We start from the raw sequence: 16058 nt of genomic DNA on the forward strand, positions 1-16058 counted from the left end.
ATTACAGAGTCCAATTTGTTGAGCAACCTCAGCTAACTTGCCTAGAAGGCAGCTGTGGCTCTGCTGGATCCCCACCAGCAGATGAGGGTGGTAGGCTAACGCTGGTTTTGCCGGTGAGGAGGAGAACATGACGTCTCGACAGCCGCCGAGGCGCTGGGGTGGCTATCCAGTCCCCAGTGCAAAAAGGGGAACCCCGTTCCCTCCCTCCGCCTTCCGCCACCGAAGTTTTCCTGCTCCCGTACGGCAACCGCCAACGAAGTTGCGCTTCCGGCTCCTCGGCTTCTTGGCCTTGTTGGTCACGGTGCTGGGGTTTGGCGCCGGCGCCCTAGTGGCCTGGGTAACTGCTCATCCCAACTGGGCTAGCCGCCTACTGGGGCTAGTGCCTGCAGCCGAGATACCTGCTCCCCGCGCCCAAGCCAAGGCGTCCCAACAGCGCCTGACCCTCCCCCAAAAGCGGGATCCCTTTGCCCTTCATCCCACAGCCAGCCTCTCTTACGTGCCGGCCATCATGTACCACGACGTGGTAGCTGGCCGCAAACAGGTGTGGTTTGACACCACGGTAGCCGAGCTGCGGCAGCACTTCGAGGCCATTAAGCAGGCGGGGCTGACCCCCATCCACATTGACCAACTGTACAAACACCTACGCGACGGGGATCCCTTGCCGGAAAAAGCCATTTTGCTGACCTTTGACGACGCTTACCTGGGCCTGTACGAGAACGCCTACCCGCTTCTAAAGGAGTACAACTACCCTGCCACCTACTTTGTGCAAACTGGCTTTGTCGGCGTGCCCACCAGCAAGGATCACTTTACCTGGGATCAGATGCGGGAGATGGACGCCAGTGGGTTGATCGACTTTGCCGCCCACACCGTTAACCATCCTCCCGACCTGCGGGTGCTGGACGACAACCGTCTGCGGCGAGAGGTGTTTGACTGCAAGGCCAAGCTGGAGCAGGAGCTGGGCCACCCCATCTACTACTTTGCCTATCCCGAAGGCAATCGGGACGAGCGGGTGAAGCGGTTTCTTGCCGAGGCGGGCTACCGGATGGCTTTCACCATGGATCCTGGCTTTACAGGCCAGTCTCCCAACCTGCTGGAGGTGCGCCGCTTTAACCAGTTCCGCCTTACCGAAGCCATTATTGGCGCTCGCACCTTCACCCTTGGCCGCAGCCCCGACTACTGGCTGGATGTTACTCAGCCGTTGGCCTTGACCGATGAAGTGATCGACGGGGTGCGGGTACTCACCATCCGCGGCGGACGGGCAGCCACAGTGCACGCAGAACGGCGCTACGAGGTAAGGACGCTAGTCCAGCGCTACCAGGCCGATGCGGGCATTAACGGCAGCTTCTTCTCCATTCCCTGGATTAACTCCGCTAGCAACGTCATGGTGGGGCCGGTGATGGCTGCCAACCACAAGACCTTCATCCCCGGTCGCCCCGAAGATGACAAGGTGCTGCGCGGTCGCCCCCTGGTGCTGCTGGGCAGGGATCGGCTGCGCTTTGTGCCTTTTGATCCCGACACGATGACTCAGCTCGACAACCTTCGCCAGCTCATGCCGGATGTCACGGACCTGTTTGTGGCGGGCTTGTGGCTGGTCAAGGATGGCCGGGCCCTTTCGCCAGCGGAGATTGACTCGTTTCGCCTCTCTAGCGCCGCCGAGTTTCGCCCCAGGGCTTTCTTTGGGGTGGACAACCAAGACCAGGTAGTGATCGGAGTTACCAAAACCCACGTCAACGCCGCCATCCTGGCTAGCCTATTGCCCAAAATCGGGATCCGCGAGGCGGTGCTGCTGGACTCTGGCTTTAGCACTTCGTTGGTTTACCGAGGAGAAATTCTGGCCACTGGCCATGCCGGCCCCAACCAGCCCAGCCGCCCTGTGCCCCATGCCATTCTGCTCTACGACCTGAACCGCCTATGGGCAAGGGATCCCCATCTAGAAGCCGAGGCTGGCTCTGAGGGAGATCGGCTGGAGGGGCTGGTGCAACTTTTGCCGGCTAGCGACCAAGAGGCAGCCAGGGCCCAACTGAAGAGCATTCTGGCCGGCCAGCGCACTCTGAGGCAGGGGGATCGGGGCCCGGCCGTAGTGGCAGTGCAACTGGGGTTGAGCCACCTGGCTGCTCAGCAGGGACGGCTGGATCTGCTCCCCTCTGGCCCCGATGGCGTGTACGGCCAAGAACTGGCCCAGGCAGTGGCGGAATTGCTGCTAGCCGAACCTGGGCGCAGTGAGGAGGGATCCCCTCTAGCAACCCCTACACCCCTAGGCGCGGGAACTGCCCCTCTGTCTGGAGGCGGGGACGCCCTCGACGCCCAACTGCTGAAGCGGCTGCTGGAGCGGGTGGACTTCTCTCCTAGCGCTGTGCTGGTGGATACGCGCCTGGAGCGGCCAACTTGGCCTCTGGAGCGCAAGCCAACCCGGAAACTGCTGCCCAGGGTGGCTCTAGATTGAGCTATGGCTGCAAAGAGTCGGTGAGCGCAGCATTTAACCTCAAGCTGAGGCCAAAGCTAGGCCAGGTTCCCTTGGTTTGCGGGGTGAAGTTTGTCACCCCCTGGGTTCTGACAGCAGCCGGGCTGGTTGCGACTGTTGAAAGTGGCCAAGGGGGGTTGGGACCTGGAGGGATATCCTTTCTGAAGCTGGTTTTGCTATCTTGCTTTCAATACTTTTCTGCTGCTTCCTATGGCTTCTTCTGCTTCAGCAGATCTGCCCCGCCCTCTTCTACAAGCAGAGGTTGCTCGTCTAGACAGCCTCCGCTACAACGAACAGGGTTTGATCCCGGCCATCGTGCAGGACTACCTGGATGGGACGGTGCTGATGATGGCCTGGATGAACCGGGAGTCCCTGCAGAAAACTTTGGAAACAGGCCGCACCTGGTTTTGGAGCCGCTCGCGGCAGGCGCTGTGGCCCAAAGGGGAAACTTCTGGCCACGTCCAGTGGGTCAAGCAAATCCGCTACGACTGCGACAGCGACGCGCTGGTCATCTTGGTGGAGCAGGTGGGGGATGCGGCATGCCACACGGGGGCACGGAGCTGCTTCTTCCGCACGCTGCAAGGGGATCCCATTCCGGCAGCCGATACCCTGTCGCAGGTGTTTGCCGTCGTCAAAGCCCGCCAGGCGGATCCCCGGCCCGATTCCTACACCAGCAGCCTGCTGGCCAAGGGAGACAACGCCATCCTGAAAAAACTCGGCGAGGAGACGGCTGAGGTGGTGATGGCGGCAAAGGAGGGGGACAAGACAGCCCTGGCCCGCGAGGTGGCGGATCTCTGGTACCACTGCCTTGTGGCTCTTGCTCACTATCAGGTGGATATTCGGGATGTCTATCGCCAGCTCCAAGCCCGTCGTTCCCCTCAGTGAAGGTGCTCTGTCCAAGGGAGGGGAGCCGCTTTTGGAGGAGATGGATCAGCCCCCAGCCAAGACCCCCTTGGAGTTGCAGGCCGGGCGACGGGGCCAGGTGGATCTGGAAACCGATCGGGAGACGTTGGCTTGTTACCTGCGGGGCCATGGCCAGTGGATCCAGCGCTGCTTCCAGCCGTTGCGAGTGGAGCCCCTCTCTGCTGAAACCTACAGGCTGCAGTTCTTCCGCATGGGCGGCCTAGGATTTGAGCTGGAGCCCAGCTTTGGGATCAAGATTTGGCCGGAGGAAGATTACCTATTTCGGCTCACCTCCATTGAGCTGCCGGGGGATGCTGCCCTGCCCTATCGGGTGGATTGTCAGGCCAGCTTCCGGCTGGAGGAGCTGCCGGGATCCCCTGCCACCACCCGTGTCCACTGGGATCTCCATCTGGATGTGCGCCTGCATTTGCCCAAGTTTTTGCACGTTCTGCCGCGCAAGTTGGTTCAGGGAGTGGGCAGCCAAGTGGTGCAGCAGGTTACCCGCAGCCTCAGCAATCGCTTTACTCACAATGTCTGCAGCGATTTCTACCGCTCCGTTGGTCGTCCCCATCACCCCTATCGCTTGGTTACGGTGGAGGATAGGGCGTGATGCCGTTGCGGGCAGGCTGCTCGGCCTTTCCCGCCAGCCGGTGTAAACGTCGTGCTGTCCTCAAAAACACGACCTTGATGGGAGGTGCGGAGGAACCATCAGACGCGGAAATCCTCCGCTAGTTGTGCCCTGGAAGAGACAGCCGCTGCCAAAACTGAATCCTGTTCCCGCCGAACCTCGCTTGGGTCTCCCCGCGCTGCGCAAGAGGTGGGCAGACCTCGGTAACGGGAGAATAGCGCCCTTCAGGGGTAGGTGGTGGCATCCACCTCGGCGCACCGGTGTAGCCTGCAGGGAGCAAGTCAAGAATCCCACCTCCAGGGTTGGGGAGAATGCCAACCCCTTATTGGGGCACGTGCCTACCATTCAACCCCTGCCAGAGCTTCTTCCGGCCCCACCAGAGCAATGGCGGCGTTAACTAGGTAGGTTTTTGCGGCCTGCTGGAGCTGGGCAGGTGTGAGCTGCCTCACCCTCTGCAAATACTGCTGGTCGAACTCCATGCCCAGGCCCAGAATCTCGTACCAGCCGGCCAGTTGCGCCACCTGGGCGTTGGTCTGTTTGCTGAGGGCATACTGGCCCAAGAGCTTGCGCTGAGTCATCTCCACTTCCTCATCGCTAAGGAGGGTTTTGTGTAGGCGATGGATCTCCGCCTGCAGGCGCTCCAGGGCCACTGGAGTGTTCTCCGCTGCCGTGCCCAGGTAGGCCACAAAAGGGGCAGGATCCCGGCGGGTGGCAAAGAAGGCCGAGACCTCATAGGCCAGGCCCCTGCGCTCCCGCAGCTCCACAAACAGGCGGCTGGACAGGCCGCTGCCTAGGTAAGTGGCCAGCAGCTTCAGGGCCGGATAATCCGCAGAAGCAGCGGGGGATCCGCGAAAGCCAAGCACAATCGTTGTCTGCTGGGTGGGTTGGAATAGCTTTCGCAGTTGCGGCTTCTCCAAAGGGGGCAGCGACAGGTCTAGTTCAGGAGCAGGCGGGCTGGTGCTTACCCAATCTCCCAGGACAGCTTCCACTTGGGCCGCCATCGTCTCCGGCGGCTCTGGACCGATGACCGCCATCACCATTCCCTCCGGGCGGCAGTAGGTAGCGTGGTAGGCCAGCAAGTCCTCCCGGGTCAGGGATCCCACCGTCTCCAGCCATCCCAGCTCGGGAAGGGCATAGGGGTGATCCCCATAGAGGGTCTGCTGAACCTGGTTGAAGGCAAGGCTGAAGGGTCGCTCCTGTTGGGCGCGAATGGTCTGCAACAGCAGCTCCCGCTCGCGCTCTACCTCCGCTTCCGGAAAGCTGGGCTCCCGGAGGATTTCCGCAAGCAACTTCAGCAGCTCGGGGAAATCAGCCGCCACACACTGTAGCGCGACCTCGAGACAGTCGGCAGAGCTTTCCACCCCAAGCCCAGCCCCTAGGGATTCCACCCAGGCAGCAATGGCCTGGGAGTCGCGCTGCTGGGTGCCCTTGGTGAGGACAGCCGCCAGCAAGTGGCTCAAGCCTGCCTGCTGCGGTCGCTCCACCCGGCTGCCGCCGCGAAAAAAACAGTGAGCAGCCAGGATTTCCGTTGCCGGATTCTGGCCCAACAGCAGCGTGATGCCGTTGCTCAGGCGAAGGCGCTGTAAACGGCCACGTTGCATGGCAAAGAGAGGGAAGCTCCTAGGGGCAAGGGATCTACCGGCAGGCCAGTTGCAGCTCCGAAGCCGCAGCAGCGCCAGAAGCAGCCGGCTTGAGCAAGACCACCACGTAAGCCTCCGGAGAGAGGTACTGCTGAGCTAGCTCACGGACTTGGGCTGGGGTAAACGCTTGCAACAGCTCCAGGTACTCCTGCAGGCGCTGCACCCCAACCAGGGTCTCGTAGTAGCCGTAGATGCTTGCCAGTTGGCTAGGCGACTCGGCAGAGAAGAGGAGTTCGTGGGTCAGCAGGCGCCGCGCTCGATCTAGCTCAGCCTGACCGATACCCTCCTGCTGCAGCTTCTCAATCTCGCGCAAGATGGTTGCCTCCACCCGCTCCAGGTTTTCCACTTCCAGGCGAGCACTAATGCAAAAAAGCCCCCCCTCTTTCAGCACCAGTGAAGAACAGCCCACCCTCCTCACCCAGCCGCGCTGCTCTCGCAACAGATGCACTAGCCGCGAAGTGCGGCCTCCCCCCAGTACCGCGGCCAACAGCTCCAGGCCGCAAACCTGCTCCCAGGCCTCGAGGCTGACGGTGGGCCAGGCCAATTTTAGACGAGCCTGCTCCAGGCGGGTATGGGTGCTCTCGCGGCGCAGGATCCCTTGGGGACGAGGCTGAGGCGGGATTGGGGGCCTTGTCCAGGCAGAGCCGCTGGCAGGATCCCCAAACTCTCTTTCCACCAGCGCCAGCACCTGGTCAGGATCAATGCCTCCCGTCACCACCACCGTCATGTACTCGGGTCGGTACCAGCCGCGGTGGTAGGCGCGTAGCAGCTCTGGGGTCAACCCCATCAGGCTTTCTGGCGTGCCCAGCACGGGTCGCCCATAGGGGTGCTCCACCCCAAAGGCAGTTTCCAGGAGAAGCTGATAGGCCGTGTGCCCTAGGTTGTCGGCAGCGCGGCGAATCTCCTCCAAAACCACCTGGCGCTCCCGCTCCATCTCCTCCGGAGGGATCCTGGCCCGCAACACTGCCTCCGCCAGATAGGGCAAGGTATCCGGCAGGTCGGTGGCAGCTACGGTGATGTAGTAGTGGGTGTAATCCTGGCCAGTGGCAGCGTTGGTGCTCCCTCCCCGCCCTTCAATAACCCGATCCAGCTCCCCGGGGGCCAGCCGCTCGCTGCCCTTAAAGACCATGTGCTCCAGAAAGTGGGATATGCCCAGCCACTGCGGCGGCTCGTTGCGCCCGCCTGTTTGGACCCAGACGTCCACCGTGGCCGAATCGGCAATGGGAAGGGGGTGAAGAATGACGCTTAGCCCGTTGTTTAGGCGATGGGTGTAAGCAGGAAGAAGACGCGGTGCGCGGCTCAAGGTCAAAGTTCTTAATCAGCAGAGAACAAACTTAATCTTACCCGCACAACCGCCGCTGAGAGCCTTCAGGGAGCAATTGGGTTTATCTTTACTAGTCTTGGGAAGGGGTATCCGTTGATCCTGGCCACGACAAGCTGGGGGATCCCTCACCAACTAGGCTCTCTTCTACCTGAAAGCCAGGCGGCCATTCTTCACTTTCGCGCACCCGCTGCACCACTTCCTTAGGCAGGGTCACTCCCAGCTCCCGCGCGGCTACGGCCACCACGTCTCCCCGATCGATCAGGCCGGCAATGGCGCCGCTGGGGGTGAAGACCAAGACTCGGCGCGGCTCCGCCTGGCCCATCATCTGGATGACCTGGACAATGGGAGTTTCCTCCCGCACCCCTTGAAGTTGCTCCATTGGCTTGAGAATGGCTTTGAGGGTGAGGTGATCCCACTGGCTGCGCTCGATGTCGTTGAGCAGTTCCGGCCTAACCAGGCCCCGGTAGCGACCGTCCTCCTCGGCAAAGTACACTTCCTGAACGCCTCTTGCGGTCTCTGGCTGGAGGGAGGCAGGGATCAGGTAGCGATCGACAAACTCCCGCAGGCTCATGCCCGCATCCACCACGCGAAAGCGGCGGCTCATGACATCTGCGGCCTTCAGGCGAGCCAACACCCGCTGCAGCTGCGCATACTGCTCGTAGCGACGGGCGCTATTTAAAATAAACAAGCCAATTAGCCCCGTCCAAAGGCCATTGAGGCTCCCCAAAAATACCCCTACTAGACCCAGGCCCACCAAGCCCCAGCCCACTCCCTGGCCAGCTCGAGCTGCCCACAACATGCCCTTTTGCCGATCCCCTGTCCAACCCCAGATGGCTGCTTTGAGCATCTGCCCCCCATCCAGGGGCAGCCCTGGCAGCAGGTTAAACAGGGCAATCACTAGGTTGATGGCAGCCAAGCTGGCCAGCATTGAGGTCAGCGGCGACCCTGGCCCCGCCCAAGCTCCAGCCACGCTGAAGAGGACAAACAAGCCCAAACTGAGAAGGGGCCCTGCCAAAGCCACCCAAAAAGCGCCCAGGGGGCGAGGCACTTCTCGCTCAATGGCCGCCATGCCGCCAAAGATGAACAGGGTGATGGAGCTCACCCGTACTCCATAGGCCCGGGCGACTAGGCTGTGGGCCAACTCATGGGCCAATAGCGAAAGAAAAAGCCCCACCGCTGGCACCACCCCGTAGGAGAGCACCAGCAGCAGAGCCGCTGGAAACCAGGTGTAGTCGAGGAACAAGGGGATCCCCCACAAATTCCCGATGCGCAGGCGACTGGTCATGGCCTTAACTCCTACACAGCTCTTGCCCAGGAGGGCTTTTAGGACAGCAGGCAACCTTTCTCCTTGGGATCCCTTTCTTTCCACTCTAGCCCTTTCCGGGACTTCGCAGCGAATCCTTGTGGTACCCTGGGTAGCTGTCCAGCAAACCAGGCAACCCTGCTAGAGCGGCCGGGTTAGCCACAGTGACCCTATTTTTTTGTCCCTCTTTCTGGGGGACGACGGAAACAGCTATGGTATCGACTTCCTCCTACGAGCAGAGCAAAGCGGTACCCTCGCCCCAGGAACAAGCGCCAGGTTTTGTAGACGAGTTCCCCGCGACAGCCCCAACGGCTGCCCCAGTGTTCTACCGCACCTATAGTCGGCGCCGCCCCGATGGCAGCCGCGAGACTTGGAGTGACGTCTGCGATCGCACCCTGGCCGATATTGCCCGCCTAGGGCGCCTTACTCCCCAGGAGCGGGAGCTGTTGGAACGTCTGCAGCGGCAGTTGAAAGCGTTGATCTCAGGTCGGGCCCTGTGGGTGATGGGCACCGAGTGGATCCAGAAGCCGGAAAACTACTCCGGCGCCTATAACTGCACTAGCCTCACCGTGGTGGACTGGCGCTCCTTTGGCCTGATGATGGATCTGGCCATGATGGGCTGTGGCACGGGAGCGGTGCTGGAGCCTCAGTTCATCAGCCAGTTGCCCCCCATCCTCAACCGCCTAGAGGTGCAGGTAGTAGGATCCATTGGTGCCACCCCCCCCGAAGGGCGGCAGGAACACACCCGCATCCAGCGCCAGGGCTCTCACGTGCACATCCAGGTGGGCGATAGCCGCCGCGGCTGGGTGGAGTCTTACCAAGCTCTCTTGGAGCTGGCGGCGGATCCCAGTTTTGGGGGTCAGGTGGAGGTGACGGTGGATCTCAGCCATGTGCGCCCCGCTGGGGAGCGGCTAAAAGGGTTTGGGGGCGTGGCCAACCCCATCAAGCTGCCTGGCTTGTACCAGCGCTGTGCCGCCATCCTCAACAAAGCCGTGGGCAGGCAACTGAACTCGGTGGAGTGCTGCCTGCTCATTGATGAGGCGGCCGCAACGGTGGTGGCGGGGAATATCCGCCGTAGTGCAGGTATGCGCCAGTTTGCCGCCGACGACGAGCTGGGATCTAGCGCCAAAGACAATCTCTGGCAGCAGGACGAGCAGGGCAACTGGAGAATTGACCCTGAGCGAGATGCCCTGCGCATGGCCAACCACACCCGGGTGTTTCACCGCAAGCCAACGCGGGAAGAGTGCATTGCTGCCGTGCGCAAGCAGTTTTACTCCGGCGAGGGGGCCATCCAGTGGGCTGGGGAAGCCGTAGCGCGGGCCAACGCCGACCTAATCAACACCCCCGAGCTGAAGCGGGAGTTCCTCAACGTCTATGCCTCGGAGGGACCCGAGGGAGCTAGGCGCTGGATAGAGGAGCGGCAGGCAGCTAGTAGCTCTCCGTCTGTCCAACCGCCAACGTGGCATAGGGTGCAACGGTATGGGCTGAACCCCTGCGTTACCGCAGACACTTGGATCCACACGGGCGACGGCCCGCGCCAGGTGAAAGACCTTATTGGCAAGCAGCACAGCACCTACGTCAACGGCGAGCTATTCAGCACGACGCCAGAGGGGTTTTTCTACTCCGGCACCAAGCCCGTGCTCAAGCTGGTGACCCAGGAGGGATTTTCTCTTCGGCTGACGGGCAACCATCGTGTTCTCAAAGTCATTGCCCAGACTCCAAAGGCGCAATACACCGAATGGGTGCCGGCAGAAGAGCTCCGCCCGGGCGACCGCATTCTGCTGCACAACCATCGCGACCTAACCCCCTGGGATGGTGAGGGGACCTGGGAGGAAGGCTGGCTCTTGGGGAATTGGCTGGGCGACGGCAGCCTTGCCACAACCCAGTGGAATGACACGGCTGTACTGCGCTATTGGCAGGATACGCAGCAGGAGATGAGCCTCCATGCGGCCCAGTTGTTGCAGGCTGCGGTAGGGTACGAACCTCGCCGGCCAGAGACCTGTTATCACCCCAAGCTGAAGTGCCGGGTTATCCATTCCACCGGCTTGGCGAAACTGGCAGCTAAGTTCGGCATGGCTCCAGGACAGAAGCAAATGACTGCGGCACTGGAAGCCACAAGCTTTGATTTCCACCGCGGCTTTTTGTGCGGCCTGTTTGACGCAGACGGCAGTGTGCAGGGCGGTCAAGAGAAGGGAGTTAGTGTGCGGCTTTCCCAAAGCAACCTGGACACCCTCAAAGCTGTGCAGCGCATGCTGGCGCGTCTAGGGATTGTCTCGGTCATCTACGAGAATCGCCGTCCCGCTGGGTATCGTCTGCTGCCTGATAGCAAGCGCCAGCCAGCCCCCTACGCCTACAAGGTGCAGCACGAGCTGGTCATTAGCGGGGACAACCTGCACCAGTTTCAGGCAGTGGTGGGCTTTCGAGAACCGCGCAAAGCTCAGAAGCTAGGTGAACTGCTCGGCAGCGACCAGCGCCGGCTCAACCGGGAGCGGTTTACGGTTACAGTTGCAGCCCTGGAGCCTGACGGCGTGGAACCGGTCTATGACTGCACCGTGCCCGGCCCAAGCTGCTTTGATGCCAATGGGTTGGTTGTCCACAACTGCGGTGAGATCATCGGATGCGACTTCCACTGCAATCTGGCCGAGATCCACCTCAACCGGCTAGATCCCCACAACCGCCAGGAGCAAGAGGAGGCCTTTACGGCAGGGGCCCTGTCGGCTGCGGCGCTATTGCACCACCGCTTTGTTGAGCCCCGCTTCCAGCGCTCAAGGGAATGGGATCCCATTGTCGGCGTCTCGTTTACTGGTCTATTTGACTTTTGCGTCAAAGCCTTTGGGGTGGACTGGCTGCGCTGGTGGCAGGAAGGGAGGCCCGATACGCCTCTGGGGCGGGAGTTTAAGCAGCAGGAGCGGGAATACCTCAGCTTCTGGAAGGAGGTCGTTCACCGCGTGGTTTGGGACTACTGCGACCGTCACGGGTTGCGCCGCCCCAACCGCTGCACCACCGTTCAACCTGCCGGCACCAAGTCGCTCCTGACTAACGCCTCTCCCGGCTGGCACCCGCCCAAGGCTCAGCGCTACATTCGCCGCATCACCTTTGCCAAAAACGACCCCGTGGCCCTGGCCTGCCTGGACTACGGCTACTCGGTGGTGCCCGCCCAGTCTGACAAGGATGAGCACGGCAACCTGCTCAACGACCCCTTTGATCCCCGCTGCACCGAGTGGTTGGTAGAGCTGCCGGTGGAGGTGGAGTGGGCCAATTTGCCCGGCGCCGAGGAGATTGAGGTTGAGCGCTTCTCTGCCCTGGCTCAGTTTGACTTCTACATGCAGGTGCAAAAGTACTACACCACCCACAACACCTCCGCCACCATCGAGCTGCGCGAGGACGAGATCGAAGCGCTGGGATCCCGAATTTACGAGGCCATCCGCGACGACGAGGGCTACATCAGCGCAGCACTGCTGGCCCGCTTCGACGCTCCCTTCCCCCGCTTGCCCTTCGAGAAAATCGACAAGGCCACCTACGAGCGGCTGATGGCCGAGGTCAAGCAAAGACGAAAGACCGACAACTTTTACGAGGCGCTGGCGCGCTATGACCGCAACCTCGCCCTAACCGCAGAGGGTCCAGCAGGGTGTGATGCCCTCGGCTGTCTGATGCCGGAGGCTAGCCCGCAGGGCGAGAACCCGTCCCGCTAGCAGAGGGGGGGATCCCGCCTCGGGCTCTGGCTACACTGTTCTTGGCCGGCATATCCGAGCACTGCGCGCCTTGGCAGCCCCCTCGGCAAGCTAGGGGCAGGGGGGGTTGGCATAGGCCGGTTTTCCCTGCTCGAGCGTTTGGTGGCTGGAGGATCTGATGCAGACAGGAGAGCGGCTCCCGAGGAAAGCCTGGACAAGGGAAACCTGGCGCAGGCTGAGGGGGCTGGTGCTGGCGCTGGTGGTGCTGCTGGGGATCGCCTGTTCTAGCCTCAAGGGCTCTGGGACCTCCCCTCCTGGATTGATCCCTCCTCCGCCTGAGCCGGGCAGCCGGTCGATTCCTCTAGCGGTGCGCACTCTGGGCACCAGCCGCTTTAAGTTGCTGGGCTTGACAGTGGGTGTGGCTGGGAGCGAGGCTGAAGTGCTTCTGGATACCGGCTCAGCGGGGCTGCGTATTCTGTCGTCGGTGGCAGGGCGCTTTGGCTTAGAGCGGACGGGGATCCCTTCCACGGTAACCTTCGCTGATGGCACGCAATTTATCGGTGTGCTGGCTCGCGCTCCCTTCAGCTTGGGTGGGATCCAGAGCCGAGAGCCGGTCACGATTCAGTTGATTGACCAAATCACCTGTGTGGAGCCGCTGGTGGCCAGGTGTTCCGACTATCTATTTGGGCCAGGGCAGCCCTTTGCCGGGATCCTGGGCACCTCGTTGGACGAGCGCAGCCCTAATCGCGACCTGTTTAGCCCTCTCACTCGCCTGCCGGGCAATTTTCGCTCGGGGTACATCATCCAAACCGGCGGCTTTGAGTCTGCTCAGGGCCTTTTCACCGTCGGCCTGACCGAGGCCAACACCGCTGGCTTCAGTTTTCGGCCACTGCCCCAGGTGGGAAGTTTTCCCGATGGCACGCCCATCTGGCGGGATGAAGCTCTGCAAGTGGCCTACAGCATCAGCAATACTTCTATTCAAAATGTCCCTAGCCCCACCGTATTTGACAGCGGCGCTTCCGACATCTTCCTCAACGTTCGACTATTGGGATCCGCTCCTTTTCCCACCGCTACCCTACCCTCAGGCTCGGAGTGGCGAGCTGTGCTGGGAGGAGCCTTTGACTACCGCATCCGGGTTGGCTTTCCGGTAACGCCCAGCCGGGATCGGATCTTTGTCAACGGCAACCAGAGCGTGCAACTGTTGGGCATGCCCCTGTTTTTCAACGCCGACGTTGCTTTCGATAGTGAACGTGGTCGGATTGGCTTTCGCCTGCGTTGAGACCAAGTTTTGAGTTGAACTGGGGAGGAAACCAATGCTTGCTCAGGACGGGATCCCTGCGCGCAGAAGGGCACGTCGCTGGCCCTGGGTCTGGGTTCTGCTGCTGTTGTGTTGGCTGGGGTTGGGTGCACCAGCCTGGCCGATTAGCTTGGGGGATCCCTTGCCGGAGTGGGCTAAGTCTATGCAAGTGGGGCGGCAGCGGCTGCGCGGCGTGGAGCAGTACCAGGGTCAGGAGCAGATCCGCGCTTACGGCAACCAGGCAGGGCGGGTGTTTTGGATTCAAATCGAAAGCAGTGCCGACCTGCCGCCGGACTACCGGGAGTACTTGGGCGAATACCAACAATTTCCAGTAGAAGTTGTAGCCGTGGTGCCGTTGCGGGCTCGACGGCTGCGCTTCCGTCAGGGGAATCGCAGTGCTGAGTGGCAGGTGGTGGGCATGAGCGGCCACTTTGAGGCTGAGGCGCTTAGCCACGACCTGGCTCCGCCCGAGTTGTTTCAGCTCTAACCTAGGGGGATCCCCAAGGCGCGATCGGGAAAATTAGGGCTTATTCTAGAGAGAAGCTTGAACTCAGAGGTTGCCAATGAGACTGCTTCAGCAGGAAGTCCCAGTTATCCTCAATCGCTTTCTTGTTAAGGAGCTAACTCAGGAAGACCTCACCTTTTATGAGTACGACTGTAGGCCAAACCCACCCCCGGAGCTAGGAGAAGAGCAGAGAGCTATCGCTAGGGTTTGCAATCGGCTAGATGTAATAGCTGCTCGTTTGGGAAGTCGCATTATCACGCAGGAAAGAGTTTCGCCCAGCCAGCTCAAAACACCAGAGTGGGAGTTGGAAGAGCGTGGGCTTAGGGTTCTAACCTGTGCCAATGCTCAAGAAAGAAGCGCCCTCGAAAGCTTTGAGCGCAAGAGGATAGGGTTGCGCCTTAAATCTCAGTACAAGAAAACTGAAGTCGAATGGATAGGAGGCGGCCTGCTCTGGTGGGTGACTGCTCAGAAAGGGGTAGAACTTTCCGGAGAAGGCTGGGAAATCCACAGAGGGAGAATGATAGATGTTGCCGTCGAACCAGACGGAAAGCTTTACTTAGAAGTCGATATTCATTACCGCTTCTACACGCCGTGGACTTTGCATGAATGGTTGGAAAGCTATCCGGACGTTCCAATCGAGATTGTGCGAAATACATACTTTGATGCGAACGGCAAACGTTTGACTTGGAAATATCTGGGTATTCTTTCTAACCAATCCCCACGGGAGATTCGGTTACCAGAGCAGAACATCAGTCTGGCGGAGTATCATTTGCAGAAGTACAATGCACTTGTAGAAGAAGTTGAGAGCTCTTGGGTAGTCGAAGTAGCATCAAAGGAAAGACGTTATCCCCATCTCTCCCGAAGGTTATCGCCTGCTTTAACCTTGGAGATGCTAGCCAGTCTAGAAGACAACAGAAGCCCTGGCGGAAAAGTTAGCGCCGCTGTTATCGAGTGCATCAGAAAAAGTTTGAAAGAACGATTCGAAGAGTCCGAAGAGACTGCGAGGACCATTATAAAGGAAGTCTACAAACTTTCCCCTGAGGAAATTAAGCCGCTAAAGACCCAAGGCTACATCCTGCCCAAGCCAAAGCTATTGGGATCGGGTCGCAGACCAGTTGAAAATCCTGCTCGGGTTAGATACCGGGGATGTGCGAAGGTAGGCGAGACCAAGTTTGCATGTCTAAACCTCTATGACGACAAGCGAGAGTACCCTAGCGAAGTGCTCAACTGCTTGCTTGAGGTAGCCCAAAAAAGCGGCGCGGAAATTGAAGTAGACTTCTATGCCACTCAGCAAGACTTGCCTGAGGGCGATCTCGCCCGAAAAAGGTTCTGGCAAAGCTGGGCTGAGCAAGGGATCAAAACGGTTTTGGTCGTTATGCCTTGGTCACCCAATGAGCGCAAGCAAAGGATCCGCATGGAGGCCCTTGAAGCAGGGATAGCGACTCAGTTTATGATCCCTGGGGCTGATCCCTACAAGGCTCTAAACGTCGTCCTAGGCCTTCTGTGCAAGGCAGCGTGGCAGCCGGTACTCCTGGAACCCCTCGACGATCCTGTAGGCCCTGAGCTGATCATCGGCTTCGATGTGGGAACCAATCGGCGGCTATACTACGGAGCCTCTGCTTTCGCTGTTCTGGCTGATGGGCAGAGCTTAGGTTGGGAGCTACCTGCTGTGTAGAGAGGAGAAACCTTCTCCGGGGACGCAATTTATCAAACTGTGTCCAAACTTGTCGATAGGTTTTATGACAAGCTTAGTCGATATCCAAGCAAGGTTCTCTTGATGAGGGATGGTTTAGTTCAAGGAGGCGAATTTAGTAGAACAATTGAGGAGCTAGAAAAAGAAAAGATTGCTGTGGATATTGTTGGCATACGCAAAAGCGGTACAGGAAGAATGGGGATAGAAGAAGGAAAAGGTAAGTACAAAGATGCCAAAATAGGCACTGTTGTTTTCGACTACTCGCGAAAGTCGTTTACTCTAATAACAAGCCAGCCCATTAGAAAAGGTGGGAACTCCCTCGGCAGTGCAAGACCTCTGCGAGCGATCCACGAGCACGGCAAGACTCCCTTGGAAGTTCTGGCTTTACAAACCTATCACCTCTCTCAACTTCATCCTGCCAGTGGCTTCCAAGCCTGTAGGCTGCCCTGGGTGCTCCATTTTGCCGACAAAAGCGGCAAGGAGTTCCAGCGCCTTGGCGATAACATCTTCAGTATCCTGCAAAACATAGATCGCCAGAAGTTAATTGCCGTCTAGCAAGGAAGGAGGCTCTCCCCTGAGGGCCCTGCTAGGATGGGGAAGGGTTTGAGATGCCAACTATGTTTACTCACAACG

11 protein-coding genes are annotated in these 16058 nt (G+C 59.9%); 8 read left to right on the plus strand and 3 right to left on the minus strand.

The window, feature by feature from the left end:
• The first annotated feature begins 283 nt into the window (after positions 1-283).
• From NW860_RS02880 to NW860_RS02890, 3 genes are all read left to right on the plus strand, one after another.
• Positions 284-2443, plus strand: coding sequence for a polysaccharide deacetylase family protein (locus NW860_RS02880; protein ID WP_414512269.1), 2160 nt, complete (start codon positions 284-286; stop codon positions 2441-2443).
• Between the two features lie 228 nt (positions 2444-2671).
• Entirely contained in the window at positions 2672-3346 is a 675-nt protein-coding gene (hisIE, locus tag NW860_RS02885) for a bifunctional phosphoribosyl-AMP cyclohydrolase/phosphoribosyl-ATP diphosphatase HisIE (protein WP_414393245.1), read from the plus strand.
• 40 nt (positions 3347-3386) lie between these two features.
• Positions 3387-3974: a DUF1997 domain-containing protein gene (locus NW860_RS02890; RefSeq protein ID WP_414512271.1), complete on the plus strand. Its 588-nt coding sequence runs from the start codon at positions 3387-3389 to the stop codon at positions 3972-3974.
• A 356-nt stretch (positions 3975-4330) separates the two neighbouring features.
• Here the strand turns inward: NW860_RS02890 and NW860_RS02895 are convergent, their stop codons facing one another.
• From NW860_RS02895 to NW860_RS02905, 3 genes are all read right to left on the minus strand, one after another.
• On the minus strand, positions 4331-5593 hold the full coding sequence (locus NW860_RS02895; RefSeq protein WP_414512273.1) for a M16 family metallopeptidase: 1263 nt from the start codon (positions 5591-5593) through the stop codon (positions 4331-4333).
• A 34-nt stretch (positions 5594-5627) separates the two neighbouring features.
• A complete protein-coding gene (locus NW860_RS02900) occupies positions 5628-6935 on the minus strand; it encodes a M16 family metallopeptidase (protein WP_414512275.1) in 1308 nt (435 codons plus the stop codon).
• A gap of 91 nt (positions 6936-7026) precedes the next feature.
• On the minus strand, positions 7027-8241 hold the full coding sequence (locus tag NW860_RS02905; RefSeq protein WP_414512277.1) for a site-2 protease family protein: 1215 nt from the start codon (positions 8239-8241) through the stop codon (positions 7027-7029).
• Positions 8242-8471: 230 nt separating this feature from the next.
• Between NW860_RS02905 and nrdJ the strand changes: the two genes are divergently transcribed.
• The 5 genes from nrdJ to NW860_RS02930 all read left to right on the plus strand — a co-directional run bounded on the left by nrdJ (position 8472) and on the right by NW860_RS02930 (position 15980).
• Positions 8472-11951: a ribonucleoside-triphosphate reductase, adenosylcobalamin-dependent gene (nrdJ, locus tag NW860_RS02910; protein WP_414512279.1), complete on the plus strand. Its 3480-nt coding sequence runs from the start codon at positions 8472-8474 to the stop codon at positions 11949-11951.
• Positions 11952-12177: 226 nt separating this feature from the next.
• Complete coding sequence (locus NW860_RS02915) at positions 12178-13209, plus strand: hypothetical protein (RefSeq protein WP_414512281.1); 1032 nt, start codon at positions 12178-12180, stop codon at positions 13207-13209.
• Positions 13210-13243: 34 nt separating this feature from the next.
• The gene (locus NW860_RS02920; RefSeq protein ID WP_414512283.1) at positions 13244-13714 is read left to right on the plus strand and encodes a hypothetical protein; all 471 of its coding nucleotides are present in this window, start codon (positions 13244-13246) and stop codon (positions 13712-13714) included.
• 256 nt (positions 13715-13970) lie between these two features.
• Positions 13971-15407 carry an argonaute PAZ domain-containing protein gene (locus NW860_RS02925; RefSeq protein WP_414512285.1) on the plus strand — a complete coding sequence of 479 codons (1437 nt, stop codon included), beginning with the start codon at positions 13971-13973 and terminating at the stop codon, positions 15405-15407.
• Positions 15408-15446: 39 nt separating this feature from the next.
• Positions 15447-15980 carry a hypothetical protein gene (locus NW860_RS02930; protein ID WP_414512287.1) on the plus strand — a complete coding sequence of 178 codons (534 nt, stop codon included), beginning with the start codon at positions 15447-15449 and terminating at the stop codon, positions 15978-15980.
• The last annotated feature ends 78 nt before the right edge of the window (positions 15981-16058 follow it).

It is taken from the genome of Synechococcus sp. F70.1 (assembly GCF_047502745.1).
In the GTDB taxonomy this organism is placed as follows: domain Bacteria; phylum Cyanobacteriota; class Cyanobacteriia; order Thermostichales; family Thermostichaceae; genus Thermostichus.